The organism is Bradyrhizobium sp. CCBAU 45394 (assembly GCF_028128655.1).
Taxonomy (GTDB): Bacteria; Pseudomonadota; Alphaproteobacteria; order Rhizobiales; family Xanthobacteraceae; genus Bradyrhizobium; species Bradyrhizobium diazoefficiens.
This window is the reverse complement of sequence record NZ_LBIX01000074.1, coordinates 1-1,404: the sequence shown is the minus strand read 5'-3', so window position 1 is coordinate 1,404 and position 1,404 is coordinate 1. Positions and strand designations below refer to the sequence as shown.

General features: G+C 63.5%; 2 protein-coding genes. Both read right to left on the bottom strand.

The genetic code is table 11. From position 1 onward, the window contains the following. Positions 1 to 687: TolC family protein (locus WN73_RS11755; protein WP_271552874.1), on the bottom strand; the 687-nt coding region annotated here is incomplete at its 3' end. A gap of 59 nt (positions 688 to 746) precedes the next feature. After that, a partial coding sequence (locus WN73_RS11750) for a DMT family transporter (protein WP_271552873.1) occupies positions 747 to 1,404 on the bottom strand: 658 nt, incomplete at its 5' end.

Here is a 1,404-nt window from a genome sequence, read left to right as displayed (position 1 = left end):
TGGCACCAGCGCCTTCTGGTTGGCGAGCACGCTCTCCTGCAGGGCGACGTCGAGATCGGTGCCGGTGCCGGCCTTGCGGCGCTCCTTGACGGCATCGAGGATGCGCTGCGCGCTCGCGATGTTGCGCTGGGCGGTGCGCAGGCGGTCCTGCGAGGCCAGCACCTGGAAATAGGCATTGGCGACGGCGGCGAGCGTCGTCAGCGCGACGGTGTCGCGATCGAAGCGGTTAGCTTTGGCGGTCTCTTCCGCCGATTGCAGGGCATCGCGGTTCTGGCCCCAGAAATCGAGCTGGTAGCTCGCGCTGAGCGAAGCCTGGTAGTTGACGACCTCACGGCCACCATTGGTGAGACCCGAGGCTGACGACCTGGAGGTGCGCGAATAGGTCTCCTGCCCGGTGCCTGAAAGGCTCGGCAGCAGCGCCGCGCCCGCCTGGCGCGCCTGGGCGTCCGCCTGGACGATGCGCGAGACCGCGGCGGCGATGTCGAGGTTGACGGTCTGCGCCTCCTCCATCAGCTGCGTCAGCTCCGCCGAGCGGAAGCCGCGCCACCAATCCAGCGACGGCGGCGCATCCCCCTTCCCGGCGTATTTGTACTGCGCGGGGACATCGAGCGCGGGATCCGGAAGGTCCTGGGTTAGCACGCAGGCACCCAAGCTCGACGCCAGACACGCGACCGCGACGGCTCGCAGCGTCCGGGACGAATGCAGAGAAAGATTACTGCTATACCGCGCGCTGCCCAGCTCCTTCGTCAAGGCTTTCCGACCGCTTTCCGACAGGGGCGTGGGTGATACTTCGGAGCCATGCGGTTAGGACGCAAGGCCAAGGGCATTGCAAGCGCCGATCCAAGAACCGCGGCGGCCCCCAGCCACTGCGTTGCGGTCAGGGTTTCCCGAAGGAAGATGGACGCCAAAATAGATGTAAACACGGGAACTAGTGGCAGCAATAATGCGGCGGCGGTCGCGCTCATTCGCTGCAGCGCAATCCCGTAGAGGAGAGAGGGGATGGAAAGAAGCAGCAATCCGGATACGACCACCGATACAATATCGGCCATCACCACAGAGAGCGTCGGCATTGGACGGACGCCAATCCACGCAAATACGACCACCGTCAACGCAACGATCTGGCTTGCCGTCGTAAGTCGCAATGCATCGACACTTTGCGACATCACACGGACTGCTACGTTGTAGAGTGAGGCGAATAGCACACCGGCGAGAACGAGAGCGACTCCCAGTCCCCGCGTTGCGGACGGATCAGAGTCAGGGGTCCAGCTCAAAAAGCCGACCCCGGCAGAAGCCAACATACAGAGGAAAATGATAGCACGGTTAGGGACCTCGCCAAGGATTAACGAGCTATGCGGGAAGCTGGGTGATGACGGAGTGAGATAGGCGGCGTATCGAGGCGGGTGT